Consider the following 13,413-nt stretch of genomic DNA (forward strand, 5'->3'; position numbering starts at 1 on the left):
TTTTTCGAAATGTATCTTGATTATTACAACCTGAATCTGAAACCCTTTCAGATCAGCACGGACCCGAGGTTCCTCTGGCTTGGAGAAAAACATAAAGAGGCCCTGGCCGTGCTGAGATACGGCATTTTGGACAATAAAGGGTTTTTATTGCTGACCGGCGATGTTGGGACCGGGAAGACCACGCTGCTGCAAGCGCTCATCAACAGCCTGGGAGACGATGTGCTTGTGGCGCTAATTACCGATCCCGGCCTGGCAAAGATGGATTTTTTCAACTTCGTGGCCGATTCCTTTGGAATGGACAGAAATTTCAGAAGCAAAGGCGAATTTCTCCTCTCCCTGAAAAGCTACCTGTTGGAGGTTCAGCGGCAAAACAAACAAGCCCTTCTCATTATTGACGAATGCCAGCATCTCAATCAGAAATTACTGGAAGAGGTGAGGCTGCTGTCCAATATCGAAAAGCAGAATGCCAAACTGATCAACATTTTTTTCGTGGGCCAGAGCGAATTCAATGAAATCATCCTCAGGCCGCGAAATCGTGCCATCCGACAGCGGATAACCATCAATTATAACATCTCTGCACTCACCGAAAAGGAAACGGATAGTTACATTCGTTTTCGCTTGGAGGTCGCTGGAACAAAGGAAACGGTTTTTACCTCACGGGCGATCAAAGAGGTCTATAAGTTCTCCAACGGCTACCCGCGGTTGATCAATATTATTTGCGACCACGTCCTGTTGACCGGATTTGTCAGGGAAAAGAAAAAGATCGACCACAGAATCGTGGCGGAATGCGCCCAGGAATTAAAAATTTCACATGGGCTTACAACCAGGAACAGCATGGCCACTCCTGAAGCCGCTGACAAAAAAGCGGTTGAAGCATCTGCAGCGGACATTACGATGCAAACCGCTTTGGAACCCAGGAACAGACCATTCAACCGGCCTTTGGTGATCGCATTTGTCGTGGTTGTGGCCATATGGCTGGGGTTGGTGGTTTTCTTTCTGCTCAACCACTGGCAGGCGCCTTCCTCCAATGCAATCGTCGATGAGAGCGGTTCAAAAAGATACGTCCCGAACCTTCAAGAAATGGGAACGCCAAAACAAAGCGACAATGGGAGCACCCTTCGTCCGGCCTCAGAAGGGCAGAGCGCTATTGAACGAAGCGATACCGTTTCCAGCGAACGACCTGCTGATCGAGCGGGTCCTAATAAACAATACGCGGCAGATATGGTCAAATCAGCAAAGAGGGAGGAAATCGCAGCTTCATCCTTCTCCACGCAAGAACCGGTAACGGAAAGCAAAACATCGGGTACCGGAAAGACCGAAAATCGGATCACCCTTGCCCAAATTCAGGAAAATTTCGGGGCCTATCCGGAGGTAACTTTCGAGTTCGACGCCAATACCTTTGGAACCGAATCCCACGACATGTTAGGCATTATTGCCCGCTACTGTCTGCAGAACCCAGATGCCACGCTCGTTCTAAGGGGATACACGGATGCTGCCGGAGTGCGGGCATACAACATGAAGCTCTCCAAATTCCGGGCGGATATGGTGAGAACCTACCTGGTCGGAAAAGGTGTAAAATCCGAGGCCATTTCTACCCTCGGCATCGGCCCGGGAACCGATGGACCGGGAAATACCACCATTTCGCTCGAGGGGAATCGGCGCAAAGTGATTATTGAAATTATTCCGCGGAACGAATAGGGCGACATCGATCCATCCATCCCGGTAAATGCAGAGGACTCCTTTCAGAATTGTTACAGAATGTTGACAATATTAAAGACCAAAGATATATTTTAACTTAACGTTTCTTTTCAAGATTATTCCGGGCTGATACGCTACCAATTTTTCAACACCAAAGCAGGACAGGCCTTATGAACGACTCGAACGTTTTGGAAAAAGAAAAAAAATTGACGGATCGTTTGATTCAGGCCATTTCCAAATTGAGCCTCCAGCGAAAGAAAATGCTGGAAGAATTGCTGCACGAATGGGATCGGCTCGATTATCGGGAGGACTCCCGGATTCCTTGCTTTTTCCCCGTGGATTACTCGACGGCCGACAGAGTGTATCAGGATTTTATCAACAACCTGAGTAACGGCGGCGTGTTCATCGAGACATCGGCCTCGTTGCGGGAAGGCCAAGCGATCTCTTTAATCTTTACTGTCCCGAACCTTCAGAATTCGTTTAAGATTTCGGGAACCATCGTCAGAACCGAACGGGACGGTATTGGTGTAAAATTTACAAAAAAACTCACCAGTTATCAGAAGGAACTGATTAACAGCGCGATTCGTCCCAAATAGCCCCCCTCGTTGCATAACAACATGCAGAAATGATTGTTACTGTTTGAAAACATGAGTCAATCATAACAACCACCCGGCATTTTCGTTACGCACCCAATGTGAATTGCTGGAAAAATAATGATTCTCTCGTGTTGTTCCCCTTACGGGAAAGCCGGAGGAATCCAGATCCGGCGTTGCCAAATGATTGCAATAGATCACTACGGCGGCACCCTTGACGCCTTGGCTCTGAATCGCTCCGGCTTTTGCAACTTTGGGGTCGCTTCAAGCCAGTCGACCGCCGCAACAATCCGAAAACCATTGAACCGTGCGTTTCATGAAACGTTTCTGGTTGGGCTTATCGCTGATCCGGTGATCGGCGTTTTCCAGGATCAACAGCGCTTTGGGATCGTGCACATGGCTGTAAATCCAGGAAGCGTTCTCAATGGCGACGATTTCGTCATTGCTGCCGTGAATGACCAGGATGTGATCGATCGATTCCATGGCAGCAGCGATATCGAAACGGATTTTGCCTTCCAATGTCTCTTGCGTTAATGACCCGGGAGAATTCTCAGGTATCTGGATGGATCGACTGCGAACGGGAGCGGCCAGCGTGACGACGGCAAAAGGAGCGATTTCGGACGCTGCCATGAGACATACCGTGCCCCCCAAACTGCTTCCAAAAAGGCCGATGTGCATCCTTTTTCCAAGGACGTCGCGAATTGTCCCGACGGTGGCCACCAGATCCATAACACGGTTTTCCAGGGTGGTGTCCTGTTCGAAAGACCCCTGACTTTCTCCACAGCCGCGATGATCGAAACGGAAATACGCAAACCCCACATCGGTGCACCCTTTGGCCAGGGCAACCTGCTTGGGAGAGGATTTGTCGGCCATCAATCCATGACAGCCAACGATAACTGCGAGCGGATTTCCAGAGGGCAGGTGCAGCACCCCTGAGAGTTTGAGGCCTTGAACGGTAACGGTAACTGGTTGTTCGGTAGTTGTCGGCATTGACCATCTAAAATAAATGCATATGCTTGAATTATTGCTGGTGCCGGGCCTTGAAAGGCACCAGGTGCCGTAGTAATCCCGGGGTAATTTCCACCATACACTGCTCCACCAGAAGCTCCAGATACATCATTTTAGCAGGTATTATTACTTCGGCAAGTAAAAACAGCAACTCCGCCATGCCGGACTTGATCCGGCATCCAGACTTTTCCTGGATTCCGGCTTCCGCCGGAATGACAAATATTGGTTTTTTATGTTGCCACAATAATAAAAGGCTCTTTTGCGGGGCCTTTTCTATTTTGCGGCTCAATGTTTTCACTCACTGCAATGTCCTGCGCCTGATCGACATCGACTGATTTTCCAGGATCCGGAGGCTGCGCTTCCACCGTCACGGCGAATCCAGGGTTGAGACCCGTATCATTTATCTTTTTGCCTTGGAGCACCTGTGTCCAAATATCAGCAGCGGCACGCCGCCCCGGCAAGACGTGAGGCCGCATCGTGAGGAAATCAGGTTGGCTGCCTCCGTGACCCGCTTCGACAATCAGGTCGAACCCAGCCTGGTCCAGAGCCCGCCGGCCGGTGCCGTTGTCGAGACCGCAAAGCGCGATTGCCGGTTCGTCTGCCTGTCGCTTGAAAGCCGCAGCGAACGTCCGCTCCAAAAGAGAGGTCTACAAGCCGCGCCGCGCAACCCAAACGGCTCAGAAAAGATAAAATGGGGCATGACGTCGTGATCGACCGTTCAGCGCCGCACAAGCAGACAAGTTTTTTTCCCGGAGTGTTCGCATCGGAAGATCAATCTCATCGTTTCAGATGGATAAGGAGGGAAATGGTTGTGTTTTCGAGAACTTTGGCAGCAGGATGCAAGCTGTTCGCGGTGACTGAGCCGTTAAAGGCAATAAAATCAATGTCTTAAAAAACAGCGGTTGCCCGCCGCGTGGGGGCGTGAATTGAAGCCTGCACCTGAGTGATCAGGTCAGGCTGGCTGAAAAAAGCAGATTCATGGCCTTGAGGCCAGTCTATGAGACGAAATTATTCGCGCAGTCGTGCGGACGGCAGGGAGTTGAAAACCACCTCCAACCAATTAATTTCTTGACCTTTTTCCTCGGTTGCGTTTAGCTTTGGGAAACGGTTTCTTTTCGGTTAGGAGTTTGTATGAACAAAATTGAGTTGGTTGAGGCCTTACGAAGCAACTGCGAGTTGTCGAAATTACGAGCCTATGATGTGGTTTCGCTTTTTTTTGATTCCATGGCCAACGCTTTGGGTGACGGCGAGCGTGTAGAGATCCGCGGCCTGTGTTCTTTTTTCGTGAAACAGTATGACGGTTATACGGGGAGAAATCCGAAAAGCGGCGTACATGTAGCGATTCCTCCGAAAAAACTCCCCTTTTTTAAACCCGGCAAGGAATTGAAAGAACGGGTAGACAACGGAAAAAGGAGATAGCGATGGCCAACAAGACAGATGCTCAGATCAAACGGGAACTGAAGTCACTTGCGACCACCCTGCACAAGGCAGCCGCCAGGCTCGATAATCTGGTCGCCGCCGTGGGAAAGCAAACCGCAACCGTGAAGAAGAAAACCGCCGCGAAGAAAAAGGCTGCGCCAAAGAAAAAGGCCAAGCGGGCGCCCGTGAGGAAAAAGGCAACCGCCAAGAAAAAGGCGGCCCCGAAGAAAGCAGCGAAAACAGGCCCCCGCAATCGGGTCCTGGGCGCAATCAAAAAAAAGAAAACCGGGGCTAAGGTTGCCGACCTGGCCAAAAGCCTCAAGATGAACATGAAAAGCGTTCAAAATGCCGTACACCGGCTGAAACAGCAGGGATTAATCACCAACCTCCAACGGGGTGTTTACGTGGCCAAGTGATTGCACCCGCCTTAAACCGAAAAGCAATCGATGCCGAGATCCTATCAACCGGCAATCGACTGGATGCGCAATAAACAGCGGGACCGAATCTTCCTGGAAATCACCGGCCAACCGCTTAGCGGTTAGATGACCTTATCACAACCGTTCAAGAGAAAAGGCCAACCACCATATAATGGGGTTGGCCTTTTTGGTATTCATTTCCATGTACATAGACACAACGGTTGAAAGGCCTGCGCCTTGCGACATGGGTTGAGCTGTGAACCAATACGGTCATAACCACTTTGCTGCAAATCTGCCGGATTGAGTTTTTTACTGGTCTGGCTCAGAGGGAATGATAGTTACCGGAATTGGAGAATTTTTTAAAACCTTTTCCGCTACACTACCAAAACGGAAAATACCCTTCTCACCATGGCTCGCCATGACAACCAAATCCACTTTTTCTTTTTCAATAAGCTTAAGGATTTCTTTTGCAGGATCACCGATTGCCACGTGTTTAATATAGAGCGGACAGCCCTCAAGATATTTTTCACAAATTTGACCCAGTCGCTTGGTTGCCGTTTTATTGGCATGTTCCATCAGTTCCTGGACGCGCTTTTCTTCAAAGGCACCATACCATCCATCATGATGCGCGATATCCTCAATTACATAAATGATATGGATTTCCGCGTCATATTTTTGAGTCATCGATTTAACGTGGGGTAATGCTATTTCAGATATTTTTGAAAAATCCGTGGGCCATAAAATCTTTTTTACATTCATGACTTCTCCTCCTTTAAACATAAGTATAGAACACCCTATGGCGCTTGATGCCGCGGCGCCGATCCTGTTCAAACCGCTTTAGGCGTTCCCGCATGTCAGGATATTCCAGGCCTTCGAAAAAAGTGGCAGGTTGTCCAGTGCACCGGTTCCGCCTTTAGACAATACCCCTTGATGGTCTTATGTCGACAGGTTTTCTAACTGTGATATGCTTCACTGGGGCTCAATAAAGACCTGGACTGCCCATGACGGATCGTCGGATTTCACGGGCGGTCATCAACCGGTAGCGATTGTCATCGGCAGAATTTACGGCGGTATAGATCGACTGTTCCTGACGCCCAGCCTGGAACATCTGCACCCGATGCAGTAGAACACAAGACTCCATACAATGACGCTTGTCTTTGTATCGGTTGGGACAATTTCGACATGGTGACTGAATCATGTTCCCCCCTTCCTGCCTTTTTCGGTGGCTTTGCACCACGGTTGGAAAATACGGGTGAACCTCTTCTTGACGCCAATGTTCCAAAAACCAGTCCATCAAATAGGACAGCAAAAAAGGTGCCATGCCCATTGAGCCTTCTGTCTTCCCATCGAGCGACTGAAGGGGAAGGCCGGACTATAACTTTCCCTGGCAGCTTGATTCCGCGGTCTGGAGCGGACGTCGGTTTGCTGCAAAGTAATGCCCGGGCATTTGATCCAACGGAGCAGGGTGCTTTTCTGCGTGACCAGCCCTGATGGTTTCCAACACGCCAAGCTTAAGGCGTTGATCAGCCAACGACTGCGGAGCGGTCTGACCATTTCCGGGATTGCTGTTGGAATCGCCGCCGTGGTCCTGCTCACCTCATTGGGCGAGGGTGTACACCGGTTTGTTTTGGGAGAGTTCACCCAATTCGGCACGAACCTGATCGGCATCAGCCCGGGCAGGACCTCGACCACCGGCGTATCCGGAGCTGTAATCAGCAACGTCAGGCCGTTGAGTATTGACGATGCCGAAGCGATAGCCAAAGTTCCGCGGATCATGGCCACGGTACCGGTGGTCCAGGGCAATGCGGCCGTGGAGTCTGGTTCGCGGAGCCGGCGCACCTATGTGTTCGGCGTGGGCGCCGCTGTGCCTGAGGTCTGGCGCATGGCAGTGGCCCAGGGCCGCTTTTTGCCCGATGACCCGGCATCCGGCACCCGGGCCCTGGCTGTGCTGGGCAGCCGGGTCAGCCATGAGCTGTTCAGGGGTGCCAACCCATTGGGAAAGCGTATTCGCATCGGCGGCGAGCGCTACCGGACCATCGGGGTCATGGCCGGCAAAGGACAGATGCTGGGATTCGATCTCGATGACGCGGTCTATATTCCGGCGCCCAGGGCGCTGGCGATGTTTAACCGCGAAAGTCTCATGGAGATCGATGTCCTGTTTGCCACCGGCAGCGATGCCGATCGGATCGCGGATCGAATCAGGGCCCTGCTGGTCGCCCGTCACGGCAGCGAAGATTTCACCATCGTGACGCAGAACCAGATGCTCGACGTACTGGGGTCGGTGCTGGGTGTACTGACGCTCGCCGTTGGCGCGATTGGCGGCATTTCCCTGCTGGTCGGCGGCGTGGGCATCGCCACGATCATGACCATTGCCGTCCGCCAGCGTCGGGAGGAGATCGGTCTGCTGCGGTCATTGGGCATCGAACAGCATCGAATCATGACGCTCTTTGCTATCGAAGCCACCCTCCTGGGTGTTTTGGGCGGCGTCGCCGGCGTGCTTCTGGGCACAGGCGGCGCATGGCTGCTCGAAGTTCTGGTGCCCAAACTACCCACGCATACGCCGATCTCCTATGTGATTCTGGCAGAGTTGTTGGCGGCCGTCATCGGCCTGTTGTCCGGAATACTTCCCGCCCGTCAGGCAGCCCGGATGGATCCCATCGAAGCCCTGCGGGCGGAGTGACCGACCCTTAGCTGGACCATAATCAAAAAGAAGCACTACAGTACCCCTCCTTAAGGTGGGGCTTGAACCCGCGTTACCGTTGTGAGAGAGTGTACCGAACACTTTCATAGCCGACCCATCTGTTTACAGTGCTTAACAAACTTAATTTATATGGGTATTGTCCTAACTCTTGATTTATTGTAATTACATCATTTTAATATGCGCCATTTTAGTGGGTCCACCGAAAAATGCAATGTGGATCCATTTTGATTTGAGGCAGTTTTTATATATCAGGACATAGTAACCGACGTTGAGCCAGACCAGCTCGCCGGCAAGGATATCTCGGCAGTCTGCGACCACGGGCCTTTTGAAACTGATGAAATCAGCTGATTCTTTAAGGCGAGGAACCAAAATGAACTGGTTCATTATTTAATTAGTGTCGATCCATAAATGGTAATTTTCAGAGCCGAGTCGCAAAAAAAATAGAGTGGTAAAATCCTCGGCAGGATTTTTCTCACCATCGCTACATCGGTTTGTGGCTAATTTACCGAAATCGGCTTAATGCAAGCGCACTTGTTCAACCAGTTTTCACGATGCGGAATCGATTAAGGTCTCAAGTGGCTGTTTTTCCCCTGGCGATGGTCAGCAGGTTGGCGGCCACAATCGAAGACCAAACATAGGATTTAAACGAGTCCCATCCTTTCCAGGTACAGCGGGTCAGGCCAAGGCAACGCTTCAGCCAGGAGATACCGGATTCAATACCCGCTCGAAAGCGGCGCAATCGACGATACACATATTGGCTGCGGCACATGTCGGTTTCAGATAGACCTCGTTTCTTGGCAAAGCAGACGTCTTTGATCTTACGCGATTGGGCTCGCTTCAAGTTTTCCTTGGATGCAAAACCGCCGTCGAAGCTGGCCTTGAGGGGATAGCGGCCATAAATTTGTTTTTGCCGCTCAAGCATCGGTATCGTCAGGTCGGCGTCGGCCGGATTGCCTTCGGTGATGACACAGTCCAAAATAAGGTTCGACGCGCCTCCGGTCAGACAGATTTTGTGACCAAACAGCGTATCGCGCCTATCCTTGACGATGATATCGGTATGTGGCTCGAACAACGATACTACTTTGTCTTTGGCATCGACCGTTTCTCCATGAAGAACCCGGCGTTCGGTCTGGTGGATCACCCTGCGGGTCAGATCGACAAAATGTTCGATCTGGAAGCCAATCGTCATGACCAGCGGGTCGCAGGTCGCACCGGCATTGATCGCAGCGACTGCCTTATGAGCGTACCCAACCACTTTGCGACTGGTTTTGAGCAGGTCCACATAGGCAACCTTACGCTTGTTTTTCCGTTTGGCATTCATCACCGCCAGCATCCGTCGTTTGGCAACACGGGTATGGTTATGGAAGTCAGGAACTGTGATCCCCGATTCATCCCGGAAGCGCTTCAGCAGCCTCGTCAACACGCGAACACCATCCCACAGCAGGTTGGAGTCGGTGGGATGATGGATGTGAGTTTCAACGCACGTGCAATCGACCCGGACCTGTCGGCCCTTTTCAATGCCCTTTTGCTTCGCATATCCCAAAAGATCCGCATTGATCAGTTCCCAGGTGGCGTCCGATATGCCTTTGATATTTTTGTTCAGGGCGGATTTTTTGTATCCCTTGTCGGCGATACCGATCCGGCAGAACCAACTCAATGCCTGCGAATCGACAATATGAAATGCCAGTTCATCATACGTAAAACCGAAAAGGATTTTGACGATAGCACAACGCAGTACCTGGTCGGCGCTCATGCCGTCAGCCCCAGTTCGATAGGCCACCAGCTTGCCCTTGTTCAAATCTTGAAGAACGCGATCACAGATGATAGGGTGAGCATCGATGATACCACTGATAGCTGTAAGTTCTTTTGCTTGGGCGTGGTCTTTGATCTGAGGCATCAGGGGCATCTGTTTTTGCCATTTTTCGCGCATTTTGTGATCGGCTCCTTTCTTTCTTTTGTAGTGATATTGGTTGTTTGGCGACTTTCAATATACTACAAAGAGAAGAGAAAAACCACTACAAAATGCGCGTTTCTTATTTATTACAGGTAGTTATTCCTGTGGATGAGCACTAATTAGCAAGCAACCGATAGTCAATGTAGCCTTACTCCTTAATTACGATGGAATAATGAGAAAGCGTTACCTGGCAAGAGATGATGACATCAAGTGAAATATGAAATTCAAATTTTTTTTGGATTTTAATGGGAATAACGGTATATGAGAGCGTGGCAATTAATCTGCTGGCGCAATATGCTGGCAAGAATGTCAGATCAGGAGAGCTTGAAACCAAAATACCGGCTTGAAGACTCAAAGATAAAAAAATGAAGACGTGAATACTGGTTGAAAATTCGAAAAAAATGATGGCTGTAAACTTGAATTTCGAGGATAGGGGAGGGTGTTTTAGTGACTAATTTAGGAAATCAAAACATTGATTTTATAATAAAAATGGCGGAAGTGCATGGGAATCGAACCCTGTGCGACATCTATAACCAACTGAATTAAAAACGATAATATTTGCCAATTTCAATTTCGGGGTAATCCCGGGGTAATGCCCATCTTCCACTGAACAGCCTAAAGTTCCAAATACATCATTTTAGGCAGTAATGAAAGGCTCTCTTTCGAGGGCCTTTTTTATTTCGGTTCGTCGATGAGCCGCATCAGTTTCAGATCCTCGGCCTTGATTGGTTTGGGCTTGTAATAATACGAGGAGCGGTGAAGGTTCAGCAGCCGACACTGCCGGGCAACGCTCAGGTTCGGTGCCTCGGGATCCACCATCTGCTTTCGCTGCTTGCAGCTTCGACTTTCAGTTGGCCGATCTGCCTGTAAAGTTCATCAGCCTGGGCCTCGGCCTGTTTGCGGGTCTTGCGACCCTTGTCGAAAACATCGGCGGCACTATCGACCAACGCCCGTTTCCAGTTGTTGATCATCGTGGGATGAACCTCAAGTCGGGCAGCCAGTTCAGCAATGGGCCCATCGTTTTTCAAGGCTGCCAAGGCGAGCTTCGCCTTGAACTGGGGACAATAGCTTCTACTTTTCTTGCTCATGGTCAGATCCTTTCAAATTTGGCTGACCCGGAGCTTATCATACTGTCCAGTTTTTTGGGACCACCGCCGTTCCCTGGCATTCGACCAACTCATTGTTGAAGTAGTCTACAATTTAACCAATTACCTAAACAAAGTTGACCTTATATTTTTTTGAGGCGTAGCGAAGTTTCGTTGATGCGAAAAGCCGACTCAAATAGACATTTCAGGATGGCCTTGAACTGATCAAACTTCGTCAATGCCCGTCTGTCTTCGCCTTTACGCGGTTCTCAGGACCCATGATTAACACCACTGGTCGATGAACATCGGCCTCTGATTCGTCGAGATAAGCGTAACTGACAATGATGATTTGGTCGCCTGTTTGAACCAGCCGGGCAGCTGCTCCGTTGAGGCAAATCTGACCACTGGATCCAGGAATCACATAGGTCGAAAACCGAGCGCCGTTATTACAGTTGTAGATGTCAACTTTTTCATTCACGCGAAGTCGTGCTTTGTCTATAAGTTCGGTGTCAATGGAAATCGAACCTTCGTAATTCAGATCGGCTCCTGTGACCGTAGCCCGGTGAAGTTTGGATTTGAGCATAGCTATTTGCATGGCAATCATCCTCTAAGAGTTCATATTGTGCGCCAGTAACAATCCTTCCAGCACCAATTGTGGACGAATCACGTCTATCAAATCGGTGGGTTCGAATAGCCCTGCAAATTCGCCGGTACCGATCACCAATGGTTGGCGGCCCTGAAAAGCTTCGTTACGAATGTGGCTGATGATTTCCCGCGCCATGCCGATCTGGCCGTGATACAATCCTGACTGCATGCATTCCGCCGTGGACCGACCAAGTACATGATCCACAGGAGCAATTTCCACACTGGACAGCTTGGCCGCCCGGGTTACCAGGGCTTCGAGGGAAATTCGTATGCCGGGCAGGATCACTCCGCCGAAATAGGTTTTATCCGGTCCGATCGCGCAGAACGTCGTAGCCGTGCCAAAACCGGCCACTACCAGCTCGCGGTCCGGGTAATGATGAACGGCGGCAATGGCATTGGCAATTCGGTCCGCCCCTACTTCCAAAGGATTGCGATAACGGATCTTCAAGCCTGTACGTACACCGGAACGGATGATAAATGGCTCCACGGAAAAATATTTATGACAGGCGCCGATTAGAGCGTGGGTGGCTTCCGGCAATACCGAACTCATAGCAACCTGTTTCACCGACTGGAGAGGAATTTCGTTGGATAATAGCACTCCTCGAAGAAACAGCCCAAATTCGTCGACCGAGATCCTTGTACTGGAGGTGCGGCGAAATTCGAGCTTTAAGTCTTGGCCGTCGAACACTCCGCCGACGAAATGGGTGTTGCCAATATGAAGACACAAGATCATCGTTCGCCTCCCTCGTCTATGGGTCGGTTGTCGATCAGCCTCACTCCGCCACAGTGAATCGCCGCACAACGACGGCCTTCAAAATCCTGGACATAGTCAACATTAAACCCACCCGCTTCAAGTAAACGGGCCACCTCCTCGGCCGGCGCCCGGGTGGCTAACAGCCTGGGGAATCCGGCAGCTTTCCGTCGATGGGTCTTGGATAGAAGAAGGTTGCGCGAACTCAAGGCCAACTGATCCGTTTCGCGAATCGTGGGACAGCCGATAATAGTCACGGGCATGAAAAAGGCATCCACCATTCCTTTGACCAACTGGAGCTGTTGCCAATCCTTCTCGCCAAAATAAGCCCGTTGCGGTTGTGCCAGGTTCAATAGTTTCATGACCACGCTTAGAACTCCATCAAAGTGGCCAGGACGGTGAGCACCGCACAGCAGACGGCTGACTTCGTTTTCGGAAACCCGATACCGGTAATCGTCAGGATAAAGATCGCGGTATTCGGGAAAGAAAATGGCATCCACCCGCTCCGATTCACAAAGTTTGCGGTCATCTTCAAAGGTGTTCGGATAGTTGGTCAAATCTTTCTGATCGTTGAATTGGGTGGGGTTAACGAACAAACTGATGGCGCAAATATCATTTTCCCGCCGACAGCGGGCAATTAATGACTGGTGTCCCGCATGAAGGGCGCCCATGGTGGGGACCAGCCCCACACTTTGGGTTGATGGAATCGTATTGCGCCAGTCCTGCCACGCACTGATACTGGTAAGAATTTTCATCTATATCTTCCTTGGTTGGGAGAATCCGCAATGGTTTCTCCTTTTATAATCGAATAGCAACTCAACAAGTTAAGCTGATTAACGGAGCCCGGCTCTGGAGCGGATAATCATCTTGTGGCGTTTAAGCTCCTTATTTGAAGCAATGAACCAGCTTCGATTATGAAGTGGTAAACAGCTTAAGCGCTACCCAAGGGCATTGTACTTGCGTATTGTTTTTTTGAAGAGTCAAAGTGGTGACAGGCCTGGTGCTCGTGGGAGTTGTTGCCGAAAAAGAAGAAAAGCGTACGGGTGGCAGAATAAAAAGCCGTTGTCAGCCATGGAGCAGGAAAATTGCGGTACTTGTCTCATGGATCAAGTCCTTCCCTAGAGGTAAAGCGGTTGATTGTAA

General features: G+C 50.3%; 17 protein-coding genes. 6 read left to right on the forward strand and 11 right to left on the reverse strand.

What is annotated here, in order from left to right; genetic code table 11:
- Positions 1-9: 9 nt before the first annotated feature.
- Both GN111_RS02175 and GN111_RS02180 read left to right on the forward strand, forming a co-directional pair.
- On the forward strand, positions 10-1,698 hold the full coding sequence (locus GN111_RS02175; protein ID WP_155302174.1) for an AAA family ATPase: 1,689 nt from the start codon (positions 10-12) through the stop codon (positions 1,696-1,698).
- Between the two features lie 170 nt (positions 1,699-1,868).
- Complete coding sequence (locus tag GN111_RS02180; protein WP_155302175.1) at positions 1,869-2,294, forward strand: PilZ domain-containing protein; 426 nt, start codon at positions 1,869-1,871, stop codon at positions 2,292-2,294.
- 261 nt (positions 2,295-2,555) lie between these two features.
- On the opposite strand, the gene GN111_RS02185 is transcribed toward GN111_RS02180, so the two are convergent.
- Genes GN111_RS02185 through GN111_RS34660 form a run of 3 tightly spaced genes read right to left on the reverse strand, consistent with a single transcriptional unit; the run spans position 2,556 to position 3,886 of the window.
- Positions 2,556-3,281: an alpha/beta hydrolase gene (locus GN111_RS02185; RefSeq protein ID WP_155302176.1), complete on the reverse strand. Its 726-nt coding sequence runs from the start codon at positions 3,279-3,281 to the stop codon at positions 2,556-2,558.
- 31 nt (positions 3,282-3,312) lie between these two features.
- The gene (locus GN111_RS02190) at positions 3,313-3,597 is read right to left on the reverse strand and encodes a hypothetical protein (RefSeq protein WP_155302177.1); all 285 of its coding nucleotides are present in this window, start codon (positions 3,595-3,597) and stop codon (positions 3,313-3,315) included.
- Positions 3,530-3,886 carry a hypothetical protein gene (locus GN111_RS34660; protein WP_492207412.1) on the reverse strand — a complete coding sequence of 119 codons (357 nt, stop codon included), beginning with the start codon at positions 3,884-3,886 and terminating at the stop codon, positions 3,530-3,532. Before GN111_RS34660 ends, GN111_RS02190 begins: the two co-directional genes overlap by 68 nt.
- Here GN111_RS34660 and GN111_RS02195 point away from each other — a divergent pair.
- The 3 genes from GN111_RS02195 to GN111_RS02205 all read left to right on the forward strand — a co-directional run bounded on the left by GN111_RS02195 (position 3,791) and on the right by GN111_RS02205 (position 5,134).
- Positions 3,791-4,009: a hypothetical protein gene (locus GN111_RS02195; protein ID WP_155302178.1), complete on the forward strand. Its 219-nt coding sequence runs from the start codon at positions 3,791-3,793 to the stop codon at positions 4,007-4,009. The two genes, GN111_RS34660 and GN111_RS02195, sit on opposite strands and share 96 nt — an antisense overlap.
- Before the next feature lie 421 nt (positions 4,010-4,430).
- Complete coding sequence (locus GN111_RS02200) at positions 4,431-4,718, forward strand: HU family DNA-binding protein (protein WP_155302179.1); 288 nt, start codon at positions 4,431-4,433, stop codon at positions 4,716-4,718.
- 2 nt (positions 4,719-4,720) lie between these two features.
- Positions 4,721-5,134 carry a helix-turn-helix domain-containing protein gene (locus tag GN111_RS02205; protein WP_176603278.1) on the forward strand — a complete coding sequence of 138 codons (414 nt, stop codon included), beginning with the start codon at positions 4,721-4,723 and terminating at the stop codon, positions 5,132-5,134.
- Between the two features lie 309 nt (positions 5,135-5,443).
- Here GN111_RS02205 and GN111_RS02210 read toward each other — a convergent pair whose 3' ends face one another.
- Both GN111_RS02210 and GN111_RS02215 read right to left on the reverse strand, forming a co-directional pair.
- Entirely contained in the window at positions 5,444-5,893 is a 450-nt protein-coding gene (locus tag GN111_RS02210; RefSeq protein WP_155302180.1) for a universal stress protein, read from the reverse strand.
- Positions 5,894-6,113: 220 nt separating this feature from the next.
- Positions 6,114-6,461, reverse strand: a complete 348-nt coding sequence (locus GN111_RS02215) for a hypothetical protein (RefSeq protein WP_155302181.1) — start codon at positions 6,459-6,461, stop codon at positions 6,114-6,116.
- Between the two features lie 150 nt (positions 6,462-6,611).
- Between GN111_RS02215 and GN111_RS02220 the strand changes: the two genes are divergently transcribed.
- Positions 6,612-7,814 (forward strand): ABC transporter permease, encoded by a 1,203-nt coding sequence (locus tag GN111_RS02220; RefSeq protein ID WP_231715650.1) that lies wholly within the window; start codon positions 6,612-6,614, stop codon positions 7,812-7,814.
- 592 nt (positions 7,815-8,406) lie between these two features.
- Here the strand turns inward: GN111_RS02220 and GN111_RS02225 are convergent.
- The 6 genes from GN111_RS02225 to panC form a co-directional block, all read right to left on the reverse strand.
- Positions 8,407-9,765: an ISNCY family transposase gene (locus GN111_RS02225; RefSeq protein WP_155302183.1), complete on the reverse strand. Its 1,359-nt coding sequence runs from the start codon at positions 9,763-9,765 to the stop codon at positions 8,407-8,409.
- A 699-nt stretch (positions 9,766-10,464) separates the two neighbouring features.
- Positions 10,465-10,608, reverse strand: coding sequence for a hypothetical protein (locus GN111_RS02230; RefSeq protein WP_155302184.1), 144 nt, complete (start codon positions 10,606-10,608; stop codon positions 10,465-10,467).
- The gene (locus GN111_RS02235; RefSeq protein ID WP_155302185.1) at positions 10,581-10,877 is read right to left on the reverse strand and encodes a transposase; all 297 of its coding nucleotides are present in this window, start codon (positions 10,875-10,877) and stop codon (positions 10,581-10,583) included. The genes GN111_RS02230 and GN111_RS02235 overlap by 28 nt, the downstream gene beginning before the upstream one ends.
- A gap of 232 nt (positions 10,878-11,109) precedes the next feature.
- Positions 11,110-11,469, reverse strand: a complete 360-nt coding sequence (gene panD / locus GN111_RS02240; protein ID WP_155302186.1) for an aspartate 1-decarboxylase — start codon at positions 11,467-11,469, stop codon at positions 11,110-11,112.
- A gap of 12 nt (positions 11,470-11,481) precedes the next feature.
- A complete protein-coding gene (locus GN111_RS02245; RefSeq protein ID WP_155302187.1) occupies positions 11,482-12,252 on the reverse strand; it encodes a type III pantothenate kinase in 771 nt (256 codons plus the stop codon).
- Positions 12,249-13,025: a pantoate--beta-alanine ligase gene (gene panC / locus GN111_RS02250; protein ID WP_155302188.1), complete on the reverse strand. Its 777-nt coding sequence runs from the start codon at positions 13,023-13,025 to the stop codon at positions 12,249-12,251. Before panC ends, GN111_RS02245 begins: the two co-directional genes overlap by 4 nt.
- Between the last annotated feature and the right edge of the window lie 388 nt (positions 13,026-13,413).

It is taken from the genome of Desulfosarcina widdelii, from assembly GCF_009688965.1.
GTDB classification, from domain to species: Bacteria; Desulfobacterota; Desulfobacteria; order Desulfobacterales; family Desulfosarcinaceae; genus Desulfosarcina; species Desulfosarcina widdelii.

What these genes read in the sequence shown, in the direction of transcription:
- GN111_RS02175 (WP_155302174.1), top strand. Translation starts at nt 10, where the DNA reads ATGTATCTTGATTATTACAACCTGAATCTGAAACCCTTTCAGATCAGC.
- GN111_RS02180 (WP_155302175.1), top strand. Translation starts at nt 1,869, where the DNA reads ATGAACGACTCGAACGTTTTGGAAAAAGAAAAAAAATTGACGGATCGT.
- GN111_RS02185 (WP_155302176.1), bottom strand. Translation starts at nt 3,281, where the DNA reads ATGCCGACAACTACCGAACAACCAGTTACCGTTACCGTTCAAGGCCTC.
- GN111_RS02200 (WP_155302179.1), top strand. Translation starts at nt 4,431, where the DNA reads ATGAACAAAATTGAGTTGGTTGAGGCCTTACGAAGCAACTGCGAGTTG.
- GN111_RS02205 (WP_176603278.1), top strand. Translation starts at nt 4,721, where the DNA reads ATGGCCAACAAGACAGATGCTCAGATCAAACGGGAACTGAAGTCACTT.
- GN111_RS02210 (WP_155302180.1), bottom strand. Translation starts at nt 5,893, where the DNA reads ATGAATGTAAAAAAGATTTTATGGCCCACGGATTTTTCAAAAATATCT.
- GN111_RS02215 (WP_155302181.1), bottom strand. Translation starts at nt 6,461, where the DNA reads ATGGGCATGGCACCTTTTTTGCTGTCCTATTTGATGGACTGGTTTTTG.
- GN111_RS02225 (WP_155302183.1), bottom strand. Translation starts at nt 9,765, where the DNA reads ATGCGCGAAAAATGGCAAAAACAGATGCCCCTGATGCCTCAGATCAAA.
- GN111_RS02230 (WP_155302184.1), bottom strand. Translation starts at nt 10,608, where the DNA reads ATGGTGGATCCCGAGGCACCGAACCTGAGCGTTGCCCGGCAGTGTCGG.
- GN111_RS02235 (WP_155302185.1), bottom strand. Translation starts at nt 10,877, where the DNA reads ATGAGCAAGAAAAGTAGAAGCTATTGTCCCCAGTTCAAGGCGAAGCTC.
- panD (WP_155302186.1), bottom strand. Translation starts at nt 11,469, where the DNA reads ATGCAAATAGCTATGCTCAAATCCAAACTTCACCGGGCTACGGTCACA.
- GN111_RS02245 (WP_155302187.1), bottom strand. Translation starts at nt 12,252, where the DNA reads ATGATCTTGTGTCTTCATATTGGCAACACCCATTTCGTCGGCGGAGTG.
- panC (WP_155302188.1), bottom strand. Translation starts at nt 13,025, where the DNA reads ATGAAAATTCTTACCAGTATCAGTGCGTGGCAGGACTGGCGCAATACG.